The organism is Micromonospora sp. NPDC048909 (genome assembly GCF_040649635.1).
In the GTDB taxonomy this organism is placed as follows: Bacteria; Actinomycetota; Actinomycetes; order Mycobacteriales; family Micromonosporaceae; genus Micromonospora.
This window is the reverse complement of the sequence record NZ_JBEZFU010000001.1, coordinates 216,659-232,533: the sequence shown is the minus strand read 5'-3', so window position 1 is coordinate 232,533 and position 15,875 is coordinate 216,659. Positions and strand designations below refer to the sequence as shown.

Below are 15,875 nucleotides of genomic sequence, written 5' to 3'. Positions count from 1 at the left end.
TCAGGGAACCATGCCACCCCGGTCAGTCAGAAGTCGCCATCGGGGTCGGTCAGCGGGGCCGGCCGGGGGTCAGGCCAGGAGGGCGGCGAGCGTGGCGCCGCGCAGCAACTCGGCCCGGCGGCGCCGGTCCACCTCACCGCCGAGGAACGGCGTCGAGTTCATCAGGCCGAACGCCGCGTGCGCCAACACCCGGGCCTCGCCGTCCGGCATGCCCGGGTGCAGGGCGGTCAGCACCGTCACCCACTCCTCGACGTAGAGCCGCTGCAGGCGCCGGATCCGTCGGCGCGGCTCGTCGGGGAGACGGTCCAGCTCGTGCAGGTGCAGGGCGATCACCGCGGGGTTGGCCAGCGCGAAGTCGACGTGATAGTCGATCAGCGACTCCAGCACGCCGCGCGGGTCGTCGGGGCGGCCGGCGGCGCGTTCCCGGCCGCCGGCGAGCAGCCCCTCGCTCACCGGGATCAGCGCGGCGACCAGCATCGCCTCCTTGCCGGCGAAGTGGTGGTAGAGGGCCGGACCGGTGACCCCGGCGGCCGCGCCGATGTCGTCCATCGAGACGCCGTGGTAGCCCCGGGCGGCGAAGAGACCGACCGCGATCTCCAGGATCTCGTCCTTGCGGGACCGGCGCCGCCCCGCGCTCGCCGCGCCGCCGCGCGCCTGCTGCTCCACCGTCACCGGGCAAGCCTAGACCGCGCCCAGCGCGAGGTGGAGGCTTGGTTACCGGGCGGTTGGTCACACCTGAGAAGCCGGCGACCGGCCGATGCCGGCGGCTTGACCCTCGACCTACTCGACCCCGCAGGGTCGCCGGCATGACCGCATCCCGGCTCGGCCGTGACTACCACCTGCTCTGGTCCGCCGCCGTCTCGTCCCGGTTCGGTGACGCGCTGCGGACGCCGGCGCTGGCTCTGCTGGCCGCGACGCTGACCCGCGACCCCCGGGTCATCGCGGCGGTCACCGTGGCCGGCCAGTTGCCGCCGCTGCTCTTCGGCCTGCTCGGCGGCGTGTACGCGGACCGCTGGGACCGCCCGCGGACGATGGCCCTGGTGGACGGGGTACGCGCCGCCGTGGTCGGCGTGCTGGCCGTGGCGGTCGCCCTCGACCGGGCCGGCGTCGCGGCGCTGCTGGTGGCCGCGTTCCTGCTCGCCGCGCTGGGCACCCTCTTCGACGCCGCCTCCTTCGCGCTGCTCCCCGCGCTGGTGCCGCCGGCCGCGCTGCCCCGGGCGAACGGCCGACTCCAGGCGGGCGCCGCGGTGGCCGGCGGCTTCCTCGGCGCGCCCGCCGCCGGTCTGCTCTTCACCGCCGCCCCGGCGCTGCCCTTCACCATCGACGCCGTCACGTTCGCGGTGGCCGCCCTCCTCGTGCTCGCCCTCACCACGCCCCGTCCGCTCGGTGACGGAATGCGCGCACCGCGGGGCTCGGTGCGGGCCGAGATCGGCGAGGGGATGCGGTGGCTGCGCGGGGACCGGACCCTGTGGCGGTTCACCTTGCTCACCGCGGCGAGCAACCTGGCGATCAGTGGGCTGCTGGCCGTGCTGGTGCTCTACGCACTGGACGTGCTGAAGGTGCCGCCGACCGGGTACGGACTCTTCGCCGCGGCGGCCATCGTCGGCGGGGTGGCCGGGGCGCTCGGCTCGGGGCGACTTGCCGCCCGGCTCGGCACGGTGCCGGCGCTGCGCGCGGTGCTCGCCGCGCAGACCGTCGCGCTGGCCGGGTTCGCGCTGGCCCGGCACCCGGTGCCGGGCGGGCTCGCGCTGGCCGTCTTCGCCGCCGGCACCGCCTCGTGGAACAGCCTCTGGGCGTCGTGCGGGCAGCGGCGCGTGCCGGCCGGGCTGCTCGGTCGGGTGGGCGCCGCCCAGCGGATGGTCGGGCTGCTCACCGCACCGGTCGGCGCGGCGCTCGCCGGGCTGGTCGGCGCGGCCTACGGGACGGTGCCGGTGGCGGTGGGTGCGGCCGGCACGTTCGCGCTGGTCACCCTCGCCGCGTGGTGGTCACTGCGGCCGGCCCCGCCAGCGCCGCCGCCGGCCGCGCCCACCAGTGCCGGGACAGCAGCCCGGCCAGCGCCGCGCCCGTCGCGTTGAGCAGCACGTCGTCCACCGAGGAGACCCGGCCGAGATCCAGCGCGTACTGGAGGGTCTCGACCAACACCGAGCCGACCGCGCCGAGCAGGAAGAGCCGACCGATGCCGGCCAGCGCGGCGAGGCGTACCGGGGCGAAGAAGCCCAGCGCTGCGAAGACCAGCAGGTTGCCGACGACCTGCACCACCGCGGTCACCGGCGGGCCGGTGAACAGGTCGGCCAGGTCGCGCAGCGGCACCGGGTCGACCTGGCGGGGTGCGTCGCGCGGGGTGAGGATCATCCACACCCAGGGCAGGGTGCCGGCGACCGCGCCCACCTCGGCGACGCTTCGTCGCCACGCCTGCCCGGCCGGCACGTCCCGGCGCAGCCGGGCGAGCCCGGCGGTGACCAGGACCAGCAGTGGCAGCCCGGCCAGTACGGCGAGCAGGACGCCGCCCCAGTCCCGCCAGACCTGCTCCACGGGCGGAGCCTAGCCCGGCGTGCGCTCCCGGTGGGACAGCCCGGAGAGCCGCAGCGCGATCCGTTGCCTGACCTGCGGCACAGCGCCGAGCAGCCGCAGCAGCACGTCCCGCACCGGCCGGCCGGCGGGCGGCACGGTGGCCAGCCGAGTCAGCCCGGCGGCGAAGCTCAGCACGTCCTCGGCCATCGGGCGCTGCCGCGCGGTGTAATCGTCGAGCAGCGTCTCCGGGCCGCCGGCGAGCACGTCGGAGAGGGCGGTGCCGAGGGCCAAAGCGTCGCAGATGCCGAGGTTCATGCCCTGCCCGCCGGCCGGGCTGTGCACGTGCCCGGCGTCTCCGGCCAGCAGCACCGGCCCGGCCCGGAACGTGTCGGCGAGCCGGTGGTGCACCCGGAACCGGGATCCCCAGAGCACCTCGGTCACCTGGTCGGGTCGCTGCGCGGGTCCGCGTTCGTCGAGCAGCGCCTGGAGGTAGGCCCGATCCGGTTCGGCGGGGGCCACCGGCACGGCGGCGACCAGCCGGACCACCCCGTCCGGGAGGGACGCCCAGACCAGCGGCCCGGAGCGGGCGAGGAAGAGTGACACCTCCTGGCGGGGCAGGGTGCTGCGTACCCGGACGTCGGCGAGCACGTAGGACTCCTCGTCGGTGGGACCGGTGAAGCCGATACCGACCGCCTGCCGGACGGTGCTGTGCATGCCGTCCGCGCCGACCACGTACCGGGCGCGCAGCGGGGCCCCGTCGACCTCAGCGAGCACCCCGTCGTCGGTCCGGGTCAGACCGGTGAGTCGGCACGGCCGCCGCACCCGCACCCCGTGCCCGGCCAACCGCTCGGTGAGCACCGCCTCGGTGACCGACTGGGAGACCAGCAGCGCGTAGGGGAAGCGGGACGGCAACCGGTCGAACGGCACCGCGAGCAGCACCCGGTCGCGGTCGCGCACGGTGAACCGCGGCGCCCGCAGGCCCTGGGCGACGAGCGGCGCCGCGACGTCGATCCGGTCCAGCACCTCCAGGGTGTACGCGTGCACGACGGCCGCCCGGGAGGTCGCCGGCGGGTGGGAGAGCTGGTCGAGCACGGTCACCTCGACCCCGCGTCGGGCCAGGGTGAGCGCGGTGGCGAGGCCGGTCGGGCCGCCTCCCACCACGAGAACGTCGGTCTTCGCGGGCAGCATCGCCACCTCCGGGAAGGAATTGCCAACGTGTGTTGGCCAACACTTGTTGGCAAGTTTGGCCGCCGGGTGTTGGTGTGTCAACAGTTGTTGGCCTACGGTCGTGGACATGACCGTCGCCCCCACCGACGCGCCCCGTCCCCGCCGCTCGGACGTCACCCGCGCGGCGATCCTGCGCGCCGCCCGGGAACGGTTCGCCTCCGACGGCTACGAGCGCGCCACCATCCGCGCCATCGCCGCCGACGCCCGGATCGACCCGTCGATGGTGATGCGCTACTACGGCAGCAAGGAGGGGCTGTTCGCGGCGGCGGCCGAGTTCGACCTACGGCTGCCCGACCTGACCGACGTCCCGCCCGGGCAGCTCGGCGAGGTGCTGATCCGGCACTTCCTCGCCCGGTGGGAGGGCGACGAGACGCTGGCCGCCCTGCTCCGGACCGCGAGCACCAACCCGGGCGCGGCCGAGCGGATGCGTGGCATCTTCGCCAGCCAGCTCAGTGCTGCGGTGGCCGGCTTCGGCACCGACCCGGCAACCACCGCCCGGCGGGCCGGCCTGGTGGCCAGTCAGATCCTCGGGCTGGCCTTCACGCGCTACATCGTCCAGCTGCCGCCGATGGTGGAGATGGCACCGGAGGAGCTGGTCGGCTGGGTCGCGCCCACCCTCCAGCGTTACCTGACCGGGCTGCCGGAGAACTGACCCAACCTTTTGCCACTCCCCGTGCGTCTGTCGGGTGACACGGAACACGACGGCCGGGGAGGGGGCGGATGGGACCGGCGGCGAACGACGGGCGCGAGGGCTACGTCGCCTTCGTGGAGAACCACCAGCACCGGCTGCTGCGTGCGGCCTACCTGATCTGCGGCAACCGGCACCAGGCCGAGGACCTGCTCCAGGATGCCCTGCTGAAGTTGGCGCTGCGCTGGCCCGCGGTCCGGGACGGCGATCCGGCCGCGTACGTACGGGCCATCCTCTACCGGGACGCCGTCTCCTGGTGGCGTCGCCGCCGGCGGGAGTGGCTCGGCGGGTACCCGCCGGAGCAGGCCGCCCACGACCGGGACGGGCTGCTCCGACTCGCCCTGCACGAAGCCCTCGGGCAGCTCCCGCCCCGCCAGCGGGCGGTCGTGGTGCTGCGCTACTTCGAGGACCTGACCGAGACGGCGACCGCCGAGGTGCTCGGCGTCACCGTCGGCACCGTGAAGAGCCAGTGCCACGCGGCGCTGCGGCGGCTCCGCGAGGTGGCCCCCGAGCTGGGCCGCGAGGTCGGACGGCCGAGCGGCATGGAGGTGAACCCGTGAAGGAAGAGGACCTGACCCGACTGCTGACCGTGGCCACCGAGGACATCCGGCCGGCGCACCCCGCGTCCGCCGGCTGGGAGCGGGCCCGCCGCACCCGGCGTAACCGCCGGGCCGGGGCCGCCGCCGTGGCGGTCGTCCTGCTGACCGGCGGTACGGCCGTCGCCCTGCGCCCCGCCGACCGACCGTCGCCGATCACACCGGCCACACCGACCGCGAGCCCGGTGCCGAGCGCCGCACCGGTGCAGCGACCGCCGGACCAACTGACGTATCCCGGTGACCCGCTCGGTCGCCTCGGCGATCCGGTGAGCGCGTCGCTCTCCGCCCGCCCGGTCCGCCAGGCGCTGGCGCTCTACCAGCCGGTCGATCCGGGGACCGGCGTCGAGGGACGGATCCGGGTGCTCGGCGACGATGGCCTCGTCCGGGATCTCGACGTGGTCACCCTCGCCCGGACCCGCGACGCCGACGGCAACGCCGCGGTCCCGCTGAAGAGCAGCAGCCTGTCGCCGGACGGGCGGACAGCCGCCTTCGCCCAGACCGACGAGGTGATCGTGGTCGACCTGACCACCGCGACGGTCCGCCGCTACCCGCTGAAGGGCTACCTGGAACACGTCTTCTGGTCCGGCGACCGGCTCTTCGTCGGCGACAACGACACCGCGTACGAGGTGGACCGGGTCACGGGTACCAGCCGGGAGGCGCCGGTCTCCCCGTGGGACGTGGTAAGCCCTGACCCGAGCGTTCGGACGGACACCGTGCTGACGGTGGGCGGCGCCCCGGAGAGCCTGACGCTGGGCCGGTACGCCTGGAGCGCCGCCAGCACGCACCTGGACTCCTGGGCGCTCGACTTCCGCGCGCTGCCCAGCGGCAACCGGGTCGACGAGTTCTACGGGCGGGGCTGGCAGCGCGGCGACCAGGTGGCCCGGGCCGGCTGGCTCACCACCGGCAGCATGAGTGGGCTGGAGGGGGTCGCGGTGCTGAACGCCGAGACCGGCGTGGTCACCCGTCTGCTCGATCTGGGCCGGGACCGCTGGAAGGCCTGCTGCGAGGTGCTCGGCTGGGACCGGGACGGCGCCGTGCTGCTCCGCCACGACCCGGGCGGGCTGCTGCGCTGGCAACCGTCGACCGGTGCGGTCACGGGCGTGGTGCGGGACCTGTACGGCGAGGTCTCGCTCGCCGCCGGCTGAGCCCGGCCACCGCGCGGCCGGTGTCCCGCCGCGCGTTCCGGCCGAGAGCCGGCGCGCGTCGTACCGCCGAACCCCGGACCCGCGCGACGGCCCCTCGGCCGCGCGCGGGTCCGGCGACGGTCAGCTGTTCAGCCCGCCGGGCTGGTCGCCCTTCACGACGGGGGCCCGGACCAGGTTGCCCCACTCAGTCCACGAGCCGTCGTAGTTGCGCACCTGCGGGTAGCCGAGCAGGTGCCGCAGCACGAACCAGGTGTGGCTGGACCGCTCACCGATCCGGCAGTAGGCCACGATGTCGTCGTCCGGGCTCAACCCGAGCTGGTCGGCGTAGATCGCCCGCAGCTCGTCCGGCGACTTGAACGTGCCGTCGTCGTTGGCCGCGGACTTCCACGGCTTGCTGACCGCGCCGGGGATGTGGCCGCCGCGCAGCGCGCCCTCCTGCGGGTAGTCCGGCATGTGCAGCATCTCGCCGGTGTACTCGCCCGGGGAACGGACGTCGACCAGCGGCCGGCCGGCCGCCACGTGCGCCATCACCTGCTCGCGGTAGGCCCGGATCGGTGCGTCGTCCCGCTGCGGCACCGGGTACTCGGCCCGCGGCCGGGACACCTTCTCCCGGGTGAGCTCCCGCCCCTCGGCGATCCACTTCTGCCGACCGCCGTCCAGCAGCCGGAGGTCCTGGTGACCGAAGAGGGTGAAGACCCAGAGCGCGTACGCGGCCCACCAGTTGAAGTTGTCGCCGTAGAAGACCACCGTGTCGTTGCGACCGATGCCCTTGGCGGCGCAGAGCTCGGCGAAGCTCTTGGCGTCGAGGTAGTCCCGGGTCACCTGGTCGTTCAGCTCCAGGTGCCAGTCCACCTTGACCGCGCCGGGGATGTGACCGGTGTCGTAGAGCAGAACGTCCTCGTCGGACTCGATGACGACGAGGCCCTCGTCGCCCAGGTGTTCGGCCAGCCACTCGGTGGTGACCAGCCGCTGGGGATCCGCGTAGGCCTGAAGGCGGGGATCCGGATCACTCGGCACAGACATGATCCCCAAGGTACGCCCGATGGGACGCCGGGAACCCGGCATCCGAGGTCAGGGCCCACAATGTGGCCGACCGCACGAAACGGCGGGCGGCGCCGGGCGAACGGTCAGTCGGTGAACGGGCCGAGGACCGGGCGCTTGGCGGTGACGGTGTCACCGGACGAGCGGCCGGTCACCCGACGCTTGATCCACGGCGCCAGGTGCTGGCCGACCCACCGCGCGTCGGCCGCGCGGGCGGCCAGCCACGGCGTCGGCGCCGGGTGCGGCGGCACCATCAGCCACTCCTCGTCACAGCCCACCCCGAGCGCGGTCAGCACCTGGCCGGCGACCCGGCGGTGCCCGGCCGGGGAGAGGTGCAGCCGGTCGGTGCTCCAGAGCATCGGGTTGAGGTAGGTGTCGTCGGCGTAGAGGTCGACCAGGATGCCGCCGTGCCGCTCGGCGGTCTCGCCGACCGCCTGGTTGAGCAGCTGCACCCGGGGCGCGACCAGGCGCTGGCCGGGAAGCCGGGCCATCACGTCGGCGAACCGGAACAGGATCACGTCCGCGCCGCCGGAGCGGAGTTCGCGGACCACGTCGTCGAAGCGGGCGACCAGCGCGTCCGGGTCGAAGGTGCGGCGCAGCACGTCGTTGCCGCCGGCCGCGAAGCTGATCAGATCGGGCTTCATCGCGACCGCCTCGGGCACCTGGGTGGCGACGACGTTCGGGAAGAGCCGGCCACGGATGGCCAGGTTCGCGTACTGGAACTCCGGACCGGCCTCGGCGGCCAGCCGGGTGGCGACCAGGTCGGCCCACCCGCGGTAGGTGCCGTTCGGGTACGGGTCGTCCATCCCCTCGGTGAAGCTGTCTCCCACCGCCACAAAGCTGCGCCAGCGCACCGCGCCCCCTCGCTCTCGTTGCCTGCGGCGACAAGTTTTGCACCGCCAGGCGGGCCGGTGGGTCCCGCTACTCGGCGACGTGGCAGAGGTCATCGAGGCGGGTCGAGGCGCGGGCGAACGGGCCACCCCCCCGTCGGTGTGGCCCGTTCGCCCGCGCAGCTCCCGAGTCAGCCGAGCAGCCGACCCCACGGGGTACCGGCCGGGACGGGCAGGCTGCCCAGCACCCGACCGTCGGCGGCGTAGCGGACCAGCTGGTAGGCGGGGACGTCGTCACCGAGGGTGGCGGTGTTGATCTGGGCGATCATGGTGCCGCCCGGGAGGAAGCGGACCTGCTCGGCCTGGCCGCGACCGGTTTCTCCACGCCACGCCGGGTCGAGCGGCGTCAGCTCGGTGGCGACGCCGGTGCCGATCTCCACCCGGTAGTTGCGGATCCGCCAGGTGCAGCCGCACTCGCCCGCGTTCGGCACGTGCGTGCTGATGACGGCCTGCCGGCCGTCCGGGGAGAAGCCGGCCACGCCGTGGATCTTGAGCTCGGCGGGGATCCGGGGCTGCACGATGCGGTAGGAGCTGCCACCGCCCTCGGCGATGCGCAGGGCGCGATCCTGGACGAACGCCACCACGCCGTTACCGACGAACGGGCACTTCGACTCCTGGCTGGCGAGCACGTGACGCCCCTTGCCGTCGGGGCGGACCCCGACCACCGTCCAGTCGCCCTGCGCGCCCTCGGTGTACGTCACGGTCTGGTTGTCCAGCCAGCGCGGCGCGCAGCCCCGGTCGCCCGGCGCCGGCACCGTCGTGACCGGACCGCCCTCGAAGGCGCTGGTCATCAACTGGTTCGGGTTGGCCGACCGCCAGGCCATCCGCCGGCCGTCCGGGGAGGCGGCCACCTTGCCCTCGGCCTTCGGGTCGGCGGGGCGGCCCTCCCGGACGAGCTCCCAACGGCCCTCCGGCGTGCTGCGCCAGACCCGGGCCGGCGTGTCGCTCGTCCCGCCGTACTCCGGCTCCGAGTACCAGTTGAGCTGCGGCCAGCTCAGGTTGCGGGCGGTGCCGGCCGGAGCGCTCCGCCGGACGTCGCCGGACCGCGGCGCCGACCCGCCGGCACCGCCGTCGTCGACGACCCGGGCCGCGGCGACCGGCTCGGTGCTGGCGGGAGTGCTGGCCGGCCGCGCGGCGGCGCCGACCGTGGTGGCCGGCGTGGCGCAGCCGGCCGCCGCGAGAGGCAGCAAAACCAGCGCCGCGGCGCCCATCAGCGCGCGGGGCCGCAGCGCCCGCCGCAGCGCCGAGGTGAAGACGGTACGGGGGGTGAGGATGCTGTCCATGGGGGTGGCCTCCGGGAGTGGATCTCGTTCCGACGCCCCCCAAGACGCGTCCCCTGTGGATCTCAGTTGCCGCTGTTCAACGCTGTTTTCCGACAATCTTTCCGGCCCCGGACGGCAACCATCCGGCCGCTCGCGGGCGTCTGGGATTACTCGACTTACCGCTCGCCGCGCGGTGGTTCGACCATCGGCCGCCGGTACGGCCCCCAGGCGACGAACCGGTCGAAGAGGTCCCGGGGCGTCGGGCCGTCGTCCGGGTTCAGCCGGAACAGGTCGTGGCTCGCCTCGTGATAGAGCCCGGAGAGGTAGACGGCCAGGTCGAGGTAGCGGCCGTCGTACTCGACCTTGAGCAGCAGCCGGGCCTGCGCACAGGGCCACGGCAGGCCGCACGCACGGCACAGCCAGAGCGGCCGGATCGGCAGGTGCGGCGGGTGGTCCGGCGGATACGCCCGGGGCCGATCGGCGTACGGCCCGAGACGGGGCACCGGGAGTTGGCGCGGCGGTCCGGCCACATCGACCTCCTCAGCGGGGTACGGAAGGGGCCGCCCCGGTACGGGGGAACCGGGACGGCCCCGGCGGATCGGCCCCGTCCGGGCTGGATCGGAGCGGATGCGCTGCGTGACACTCTGCTCGCCATGTGACTACTGTCGGAAGTGATCGACGGGGGTCGTGGGGGTGGCCGGGCGAGGGGTCCACCCGGTGGGATCCGCCCGGGAGATGCCGGTGAAGTCGTGGAGGAGATGTGGAAGGTGAGCCGACGGCGGAGCTGGTCCGGGCGCAACTACGGCGGCTGCGGCTGAACGCCGACCTGAGTCAGGAGGAGTTCGGGAAACTGGTCCACTTCTCGGGCTCCCAGGTGTCCGCCGTCGAGCTGGGCCAGCGGCCGCTCGACCGGTTCTTCCTCAAGCGCGCCGACGAGGTGCTCGGTACCGGCGGTCTGCTGACCTCCCTGCTGAAGCTGGCCGAACGCGACGGCCAGCCGAGCTGGTTCCGCCCCTGGCTCGAAGCAGAACGACAGGCCCAGCAACTGCGCTGCTACCAGCCGAGCCTGGTGCCCGGCCTGCTCCAGACGGAGAACTATGCGCGGGCGCTGATTCGTTGCGACGACACGATCAGCGATGAAGAGGTAGAGCGTCGACTGGCCATCCGGATGGATCGGCAGTCCATCTTCGTGCAGCCCGACCCGCCCAAGTTCGTCGCAGTGATCGAGGAGTCGGTACTCCGTCGTGCCGACGAGGCGTTCCGCGGGCTGATGATTCAGCAGCTCGATCACTTGATCGATTGCGCGGAACGCCCGCACATCAGCATCCACCTCATCCCGATCGAGGTCAGCGTGCACGTCGGCCTCGTCGGTCCATTCGTGCTAGGCCGGGGTAGCGACGGCGGATGGGTCGGTCATCTGGAGACCCAGCTCGGTGGCGTTGTGGTCGATAAAGATGAGGATCTGGCTATCCTGCTGTCGAGGTGGGAGAGCGTGCGCAGTGAGGCGCTACCTCGACGGCAGTCGGTCGAGCTGATGAAGGAAGTGATGACGTCATGGAGCTGACTGGCGCTACCTGGCGGAAGTCCACCCGCAGCGGCACCCAGGGCGAATGCGTCGAGGTGGCGGACAATCTGACCGGGGTCGTCGGTGTTCGGGACAGCAAGGACCGGGGTGGGCCCGTGCTGACCTTTGATACCCGGGCGTGGCGGTCGTTCGTGGAGTTCGCGCGGCGGCGTTGACCGAGATCGACTCCGTTTCGGCGAGCTGGTGGTATCGCTGACGTTCGGACACCCCATGTCGCCGACATCGAGTCGATCATCGAGACCGGGGGCGTGATGATCGTCCGGCAGCCGGTCAGCGGAGAAGCGTACGGGGCGGACCACCGGGTGATGGCCCGCCCCGCAGCAGCAGTGGCGATCATCTTTCGGCGATTGTCAGCGTGTACTTCGCCTGGTTGTTGCTCTCGTCGTTGTCACCCTGGCTGTTGCTGACATCCAGGACGCCGGAGGCGGGCTGCCCGCTCCCGGCGAACCGCAGGGTGTAGGTGATCGTCAGCGACTTGCCCGGCGCAATCGGGGGAAGCATGCAGAGCATGACCGTGGGCGGCCCGCTGTCCTGCACGGACGCCTTGTTGTTCAGCACGCCGCGGACCTTCGTCAGGGAGACCGACTTCGGCAGGGTCAGGCGGATACTCGGCTGGTCGATGGCGATCTTCCCGATGTTGCTGACCCTCACCACGAGATCGCCCTGGTAGCTGTTGTCCGCCTGCTTCACCAGCGTCGTCGGACCGGCCGCCACCTTCACGTCGATCGACACCTTCGGGAAGCTCCTCGGGCCGTCGCTCTGGTGGAACCCGGCACCACTCCAGCGGTAGCTACGCCACTGCGCGGCGTCGCCGCCGGGCTGGGTGTCGTGCCAGCGCACCCGGACGGTGCCGTCGGCCGCCGTCTGGATTTCCATGAGCTCTCCGCCGGTCGGGTAGGCGCCGTTGATGGTCACCTGCCCGAGCGTGGCGACCGCGCCGGATTCGGTCCGGTGCAGCGCGACCACCTGCTGGGCCCGCACCGCGAACGGACTGCACGTGATCAGCACGACCGCGTCCAGGTCACCGTCGCGGTCGACGTCCACGATCGACGGGGTGCCGAGTATGCCGAATGCGCCCGGCGAATCCTCCCGAGGCAGGTAGACACTGCTCCCGTCCTTGAAGCGGTACGTCCCGCCTGGGCAGAAGTCGTCGTTCCACTTGCCGAGGCGGATGTTCGCGTTCCGGACCTCGTCCACCGTCAACGGCGCCCTCGGCGCGTCCGCCGGCTTGACGTCGGACGACGGGCTGGGGCTGGTGGCGTCCGCGGTGGGCGTCGGGGTGGCGGTGACCGACGGGGTGGTCGCTGGAAGCGGGTCGGCCCTCCGGTCCGGCATCATCGCGAAGGCGGTGCCGGTGGCCGCGCCGAGCAGCACCAACGCCGCGGCGGAGGTGGCGACGGCGCGCTGGATGCCGATCCGGCGGGACGTCCGCAGCGCGCGGTCCCGCAGGTCGACGGGGGTGACCTCATCGGCCAGGTCGGCCAGGTCGAGCCGGAGACGCTGGTCGTTCATCGGGCGCTCCCTTCCAGGACGTACAGCTCGGCAAGCTCGGGTGCGACGGTGCGCAACTTGGCCAGGGCCTTCGAGGTCTGGCTCTTCACGGTGCCGACGGTGACGCCGAGCATCTCGGCGGCCTCGGTCTCGGTGCGGTCCTCGAAGAACCGCATCACCAACACCGCGCGCTGCTTCGGCGAGAGCTTGGCCAGCGCCGCCCGCAGGGTCAGCCGCAGCGTGGTCTGGCTGGCGTGATCGGGGCCCGAGTCGCCTCCGCGTGGTTCGGGCAGCTCGCCCGTCATCGACTCGGGTACCCGACGGCGCCGCCACCAGGACACTTGCAGGTGATACATGGTCTTGCGGGTGTACGCCTCCGCGTTGCCGCTGTGGTGCAGTCGGTTCCAGGAGCGGTGGGTCCGGGCCAGCGCCGACTGGACGAGGTCCTCGGCCAGGTGCTGGTCACCGGTCAGTAGATAGGCCGAGCGCAGCAGCGCCGGCGTTCGGGTACGGACGAACGAGTCGAACTCACTCAGCAGCGGGTCCACACGGGCCGATCCTTGGGGTAGTCGTTGATGACCTTCCAGACGCCACCCCGGGATCGCCGGGTTGCCGCCCGGGCAGCCGATTTCCGGCGAAAGTCTCGGCGACGAGCGGGGCAATAGGGTCGCCGCCCCCGCCGCACCGCTCGTAAGCTGCGCCAATGCTGCTTCGCATGTCGACCCTGCTGCTCCGGACCCTGCGCGAGGACCCGGCAGACGCGGAGGTGCCGAGCCACCGGCTGCTGCTGCGCGCCGGCTACATCCGTCGTGCCGCCGCGGGCGGCTACACCTGGCTGCCGCTGGGCAAGCTGGTGCTGGACCGGATCACCGAGGTGGTCCGGCAGGAGATGACCGCGATCGGCGACCAGGAGGTGCACTTCCCGGCGCTGCTGCCGGCGGAGCCGTACCGGACCAGCGGACGGTGGACGGAGTACGGCGACGACATCTTCACCCTCGCCGACCGCAAGGGCGCCGAGCATCTGCTCGCCCCGACCCACGAGGAGCTGGCCGCGCTGCTGGTGAAGGACCTCTTCACCTCCTACCGGGACTTTCCGGTGACGCTGTTCCAGGTGCAGACGAAGTTCCGGGACGAGGCCCGGCCCCGGGCCGGGCTGCTGCGCGGGCGGGAGTTCCTGATGAAGGACGCCTACTCGTTCGACCTGGACGAGACCGGGTTGCAGGCGGCGTACGACCGGCACCGCGCCGCGTACCAGAAGGTCTTCGACCGGCTCGGCCTGAGCTACACGGTGGTGCACGCGATGTCCGGGGCGATGGGCGGATCGGCGTCCGAGGAGTTCCTGGCCGCCACGCCGGTCGGCGAGGACACTTTCGTCGGCTGCACCGCCTGTGACTACGCGGCGAACACCGAGGCGGTCACCACCCGGGCACCGGTCGCCGGCGACCCGTTCGCGCATCCGGCGGCGGAGGCGCACGACACCCCGGACACGCCCACCATCGCCAGCCTCGTCGAGCTGGCCAACACCCGCCGGCTCGGCGGGCGGCACGACTGGACGGCCGCGGACACCCTGAAGAACGTGGTGCTGACCGTACGCCGACCGGGCAGCGACGAGGCCGAGTTGCTGGTGATCGGGGTGCCGGGCGACCGCGAGGTGGACCTGAAGCGGCTCGGCGCCGCGCTGCACCCGGCCACGGTGGCCGTCTTCGAGGGCTGGGACGAGCAGCCCGAGCTGGTCCGTGGCTACATCGGCCCGCAGGTCCTCGGCAAGCTGGGCATCCGTTACCTGGTCGACCCCCGGGTGGCCCCCGGCTCGGCCTGGCTGACCGGGGCGAACGAGCCGGGGCGGCACGCGGTCAACGTGGTCAGCGGCCGGGACTTCACCCCGGACGGCACCATCGAGGCCGCCGAGGTGCGGGCCGGTGACCCCTGCCCCGCCTGCGCCGACGGTGAGTTGACCATCCGACGGGGCATCGAGATCGGGCACATCTTCCAGCTCGGCCGCCGGTTCACCGACGCGTTCGCGGTGGACGTGCTCGGTCCGCAGGGCAAGCCGGTCCGGCCGACCATGGGCTGCTACGGCATCGGGGTGTCCCGGGCGGTGGCCGCGGTCGCCGAGCAGCACCACGACGACCGGGGGCTGGTCTGGCCGGCGGCTGTCGCGCCGTGCGACGTACACCTGGTGGCCGCCGGCAAGGGACCGCAGCTGGACGCGGCGGTCGACCTCGGCGGCCAGCTCGCGGCGGCCGGCCTGCGGGTGCTGGTCGACGACCGCACCCACGTCTCCGCCGGGGTGAAATTCACCGACGCGGAGCTGATCGGTATCCCGCGCGCCGTCGTGGTCGGCCGCCGGCTCGCCGACGGGTACGTCGAGCTGCGGGACCGGGCCACCGGCGAGCGGACCGAACTGCCGGTGGACGAGCTGCTGGATCGGCTGACCGGTGAGGTGTCCGGAAACCGGGTGTAGCCGTCGCGTCACGGGGTACCGCAGTCGGATCGGCGTTTGCGCATTCGGAGGCTCTCATGACCGGTTACCGGGTCAGCGACGTGATGACCAGGCAGGTGGTCTACCTGTCCGCGGAGACCACCCTGGACGAGGCGGCCAAGGTGATGAAGGAGGCCGACATCGGCGACGTGGTGGTGACCGACGGCGCCAGCCTCGCCGGAGTGCTCACCGACCGGGACATCGTGGTCCGGGCGGTGGCCGAGCGGGCCGACCCGGCCACCACCACGCTCGGCTCGATCATCACCCGCGAGGTGGTGATGATCGAGCAGCACTCCACGGCCAGCGAGGCGGCGGCGTTGATGCGCGAGCGCGGCATCCGGCGGGTGCTGGTCTGCGACACCGACCGCAAGCTGGTCGGCATCGTCTCCCTCGGCGACCTGGCGATGCAGCTCGACCCGCAGTCCGCGCTGAGCGAGATCAGCGAGCAGTCGCCGACTGTCTGAGTCGGCGGTCGGGCCCCGCCGGTACCGGTGGGGGCCGGTGATCAGCAGCGGTAGCCTCGACGCATGTCCGCCATGCCGGCCAGGTTGGCCGAGATCGTCGACGAGTTCGCCGCCGCCCCCCGGGACGTGGTGCTCGAGATGCTGCTGGAGTACGCCGACGTCATCCCGCCGCTGCCGCCCGGCTCGGCCGAGCGGGAGGGCATGGAGCAGGTGCCGGAGTGCCAGACGTCCTTCTTCCTGCGTGCCCGGGTGACGCCCGAGAAGACGGTGGAGACCCTCTTCGACTGCCCGCCCGAGGCGCCGACCACTCGGGCGTTCGCCGGCATCCTCGCCGAAGGGCTGGCCGGGGCGAGCGCGGACGAGGTGCTCGCCGTCCCGGACGACCTCTACCAGCGGATGGGGCTGGCCCAGGCGATCAGCCCGCTGCGGGTGCGGGGCGGCACCGCGATCCTGGCCCGGCTCAAGCGCCAGGTCCGGGAACAAGTCAACTGAG

At 73.0% G+C, this 15,875-nt stretch carries 18 protein-coding genes; 9 read left to right on the top strand and 9 right to left on the bottom strand.

The genetic code is table 11. From position 1 onward, the window contains the following. Positions 1-69: 69 nt before the first annotated feature. Positions 70-672 carry a helix-turn-helix domain-containing protein gene (locus AB0C04_RS01150; RefSeq protein WP_350868607.1) on the bottom strand — a complete coding sequence of 201 codons (603 nt, stop codon included), beginning with the start codon at positions 670-672 and terminating at the stop codon, positions 70-72. 134 nt (positions 673-806) lie between these two features. Here AB0C04_RS01150 and AB0C04_RS01145 point away from each other — a divergent pair, with 134 nt between their 5' ends. Continuing rightward, a complete protein-coding gene (locus AB0C04_RS01145; RefSeq protein WP_357046693.1) occupies positions 807-2,075 on the top strand; it encodes an MFS transporter in 1,269 nt (422 codons plus the stop codon). On the opposite strand, the gene AB0C04_RS01140 is transcribed toward AB0C04_RS01145, so the two are convergent. Both AB0C04_RS01140 and AB0C04_RS01135 read right to left on the bottom strand, forming a co-directional pair. Next, positions 1,966-2,532, bottom strand: a complete 567-nt coding sequence (locus AB0C04_RS01140) for a VanZ family protein (protein ID WP_357046691.1) — start codon at positions 2,530-2,532, stop codon at positions 1,966-1,968. The two genes, AB0C04_RS01145 and AB0C04_RS01140, sit on opposite strands and share 110 nt — an antisense overlap. A gap of 9 nt (positions 2,533-2,541) precedes the next feature. Continuing rightward, positions 2,542-3,699 (bottom strand): FAD-dependent oxidoreductase, encoded by a 1,158-nt coding sequence (locus AB0C04_RS01135; RefSeq protein WP_357046689.1) that lies wholly within the window; start codon positions 3,697-3,699, stop codon positions 2,542-2,544. 106 nt (positions 3,700-3,805) lie between these two features. Between AB0C04_RS01135 and AB0C04_RS01130 the strand changes: the two genes are divergently transcribed. From AB0C04_RS01130 to AB0C04_RS01120, 3 genes are all read left to right on the top strand, one after another. After that, a complete protein-coding gene (locus tag AB0C04_RS01130; protein ID WP_357046687.1) occupies positions 3,806-4,390 on the top strand; it encodes a TetR family transcriptional regulator in 585 nt (194 codons plus the stop codon). A gap of 68 nt (positions 4,391-4,458) precedes the next feature. After that, entirely contained in the window at positions 4,459-4,986 is a 528-nt protein-coding gene (locus AB0C04_RS01125) for a SigE family RNA polymerase sigma factor (protein ID WP_357046685.1), read from the top strand. Further along, on the top strand, positions 4,983-6,167 hold the full coding sequence (locus AB0C04_RS01120; protein WP_357046683.1) for a hypothetical protein: 1,185 nt from the start codon (positions 4,983-4,985) through the stop codon (positions 6,165-6,167). Before AB0C04_RS01125 ends, AB0C04_RS01120 begins: the two co-directional genes overlap by 4 nt. A gap of 120 nt (positions 6,168-6,287) precedes the next feature. On the opposite strand, the gene AB0C04_RS01115 is transcribed toward AB0C04_RS01120, so the two are convergent. From AB0C04_RS01115 to AB0C04_RS01100, 4 genes are all read right to left on the bottom strand, one after another. Then, on the bottom strand, positions 6,288-7,190 hold the full coding sequence (locus tag AB0C04_RS01115) for a sulfurtransferase (RefSeq protein ID WP_357046681.1): 903 nt from the start codon (positions 7,188-7,190) through the stop codon (positions 6,288-6,290). Between the two features lie 104 nt (positions 7,191-7,294). Beyond that, positions 7,295-8,062: an SGNH/GDSL hydrolase family protein gene (locus AB0C04_RS01110; protein WP_357046679.1), complete on the bottom strand. Its 768-nt coding sequence runs from the start codon at positions 8,060-8,062 to the stop codon at positions 7,295-7,297. Positions 8,063-8,229: 167 nt separating this feature from the next. Further along, positions 8,230-9,381 carry a hypothetical protein gene (locus AB0C04_RS01105; protein ID WP_357046677.1) on the bottom strand — a complete coding sequence of 384 codons (1,152 nt, stop codon included), beginning with the start codon at positions 9,379-9,381 and terminating at the stop codon, positions 8,230-8,232. Between the two features lie 155 nt (positions 9,382-9,536). Then, positions 9,537-9,890, bottom strand: coding sequence for a hypothetical protein (locus AB0C04_RS01100; protein WP_350868626.1), 354 nt, complete (start codon positions 9,888-9,890; stop codon positions 9,537-9,539). 230 nt (positions 9,891-10,120) lie between these two features. On the opposite strand from AB0C04_RS01100, the gene AB0C04_RS01095 reads away from it, so the two are divergent. Further along, positions 10,121-10,924 carry a helix-turn-helix transcriptional regulator gene (locus tag AB0C04_RS01095; protein WP_357046674.1) on the top strand — a complete coding sequence of 268 codons (804 nt, stop codon included), beginning with the start codon at positions 10,121-10,123 and terminating at the stop codon, positions 10,922-10,924. Next, complete coding sequence (locus AB0C04_RS01090; protein ID WP_357046672.1) at positions 10,915-11,100, top strand: DUF397 domain-containing protein; 186 nt, start codon at positions 10,915-10,917, stop codon at positions 11,098-11,100. The genes AB0C04_RS01095 and AB0C04_RS01090 overlap by 10 nt, the downstream gene beginning before the upstream one ends. A gap of 178 nt (positions 11,101-11,278) precedes the next feature. Here the strand turns inward: AB0C04_RS01090 and AB0C04_RS01085 are convergent, their stop codons facing one another. Together AB0C04_RS01085 and AB0C04_RS01080 are read right to left on the bottom strand one after the other, a co-directional pair. After that, positions 11,279-12,457 (bottom strand): hypothetical protein, encoded by a 1,179-nt coding sequence (locus AB0C04_RS01085; protein ID WP_357046670.1) that lies wholly within the window; start codon positions 12,455-12,457, stop codon positions 11,279-11,281. Then, on the bottom strand, positions 12,454-12,984 hold the full coding sequence (locus tag AB0C04_RS01080) for a SigE family RNA polymerase sigma factor (RefSeq protein ID WP_357046668.1): 531 nt from the start codon (positions 12,982-12,984) through the stop codon (positions 12,454-12,456). Before AB0C04_RS01080 ends, AB0C04_RS01085 begins: the two co-directional genes overlap by 4 nt. Positions 12,985-13,139: 155 nt before the next feature. Here AB0C04_RS01080 and AB0C04_RS01075 point away from each other — a divergent pair, with 155 nt between their 5' ends. From AB0C04_RS01075 to AB0C04_RS01065, 3 genes are all read left to right on the top strand, one after another. Next, positions 13,140-14,900, top strand: a complete 1,761-nt coding sequence (locus AB0C04_RS01075) for a proline--tRNA ligase (RefSeq protein WP_357046666.1) — start codon at positions 13,140-13,142, stop codon at positions 14,898-14,900. A 56-nt stretch (positions 14,901-14,956) separates the two neighbouring features. After that, positions 14,957-15,382 (top strand): CBS domain-containing protein, encoded by a 426-nt coding sequence (locus tag AB0C04_RS01070; protein WP_357046664.1) that lies wholly within the window; start codon positions 14,957-14,959, stop codon positions 15,380-15,382. Positions 15,383-15,445: 63 nt separating this feature from the next. Continuing rightward, positions 15,446-15,874, top strand: a complete 429-nt coding sequence (locus AB0C04_RS01065) for a SufE family protein (RefSeq protein ID WP_350868639.1) — start codon at positions 15,446-15,448, stop codon at positions 15,872-15,874. The last annotated feature ends 1 nt before the right edge of the window (position 15,875 follow it).

Bases quoted from the DNA above. Each gene is read 5' to 3' on its own strand.
- AB0C04_RS01145 (WP_357046693.1), top strand. From the start codon at position 807: ATGACCGCATCCCGGCTCGGCCGTGACTACCACCTGCTCTGGTCCGCC.
- AB0C04_RS01135 (WP_357046689.1), bottom strand. From the start codon at position 3,699: ATGCTGCCCGCGAAGACCGACGTTCTCGTGGTGGGAGGCGGCCCGACC.
- AB0C04_RS01130 (WP_357046687.1), top strand. From the start codon at position 3,806: ATGACCGTCGCCCCCACCGACGCGCCCCGTCCCCGCCGCTCGGACGTC.
- AB0C04_RS01125 (WP_357046685.1), top strand. From the start codon at position 4,459: ATGGGACCGGCGGCGAACGACGGGCGCGAGGGCTACGTCGCCTTCGTG.
- AB0C04_RS01115 (WP_357046681.1), bottom strand. From the start codon at position 7,190: ATGTCTGTGCCGAGTGATCCGGATCCCCGCCTTCAGGCCTACGCGGAT.
- AB0C04_RS01105 (WP_357046677.1), bottom strand. From the start codon at position 9,381: ATGGACAGCATCCTCACCCCCCGTACCGTCTTCACCTCGGCGCTGCGG.
- AB0C04_RS01090 (WP_357046672.1), top strand. From the start codon at position 10,915: ATGGAGCTGACTGGCGCTACCTGGCGGAAGTCCACCCGCAGCGGCACC.
- AB0C04_RS01085 (WP_357046670.1), bottom strand. From the start codon at position 12,457: ATGAACGACCAGCGTCTCCGGCTCGACCTGGCCGACCTGGCCGATGAG.
- AB0C04_RS01075 (WP_357046666.1), top strand. From the start codon at position 13,140: ATGCTGCTTCGCATGTCGACCCTGCTGCTCCGGACCCTGCGCGAGGAC.
- AB0C04_RS01070 (WP_357046664.1), top strand. From the start codon at position 14,957: ATGACCGGTTACCGGGTCAGCGACGTGATGACCAGGCAGGTGGTCTAC.
- AB0C04_RS01065 (WP_350868639.1), top strand. From the start codon at position 15,446: ATGTCCGCCATGCCGGCCAGGTTGGCCGAGATCGTCGACGAGTTCGCC.